Raw genomic sequence first — 363 nt, forward strand, 5'->3', positions numbered from 1 at the left:
CTCGATAGCCAGAAGATCTGTTAACGGATGGCCCGGTTGTGACCTCCGGGCCATCCGGATATCAGGAGAGAATATCCATCACTTCACGCAGCTTAGCGATGGCGATCTGCCCCGGCGCGGAGGCCTGACCAACGGTACCGAAGGTCATCGCCGAACCGAACAAGCGCCCGGTGACCCGGCTAACGCCACCGGATTTGCCCATCGACATGGTGATCAGCGGACGCGTCGCATACTTCTCTTTCATGGTCAGCGTGGCGGCGAGCAAGGTGAGTACGTCCTGCGGCGACTGCGGCATCACCGCGATCTTCGGCAGATCGGCCCCCAGATCCTGCATGCGGCGCAGGCGATAGATAATATCTTCCT

Annotated in this window: 1 protein-coding gene; it reads right to left on the reverse strand. The window is 60.3% G+C overall.

The features are described from left to right. Positions 1 to 61: 61 nt before the first annotated feature. On the reverse strand, positions 62 to 363 hold a 302-nt coding region (locus tag LU493_RS19805; RefSeq protein ID WP_275289510.1), incomplete at its 5' end, for a type I 3-dehydroquinate dehydratase.

The organism is Halomonas elongata (genome assembly GCF_029081005.1).
Classification (GTDB): domain Bacteria; phylum Pseudomonadota; class Gammaproteobacteria; order Pseudomonadales; family Halomonadaceae; genus Halomonas; species Halomonas elongata_B.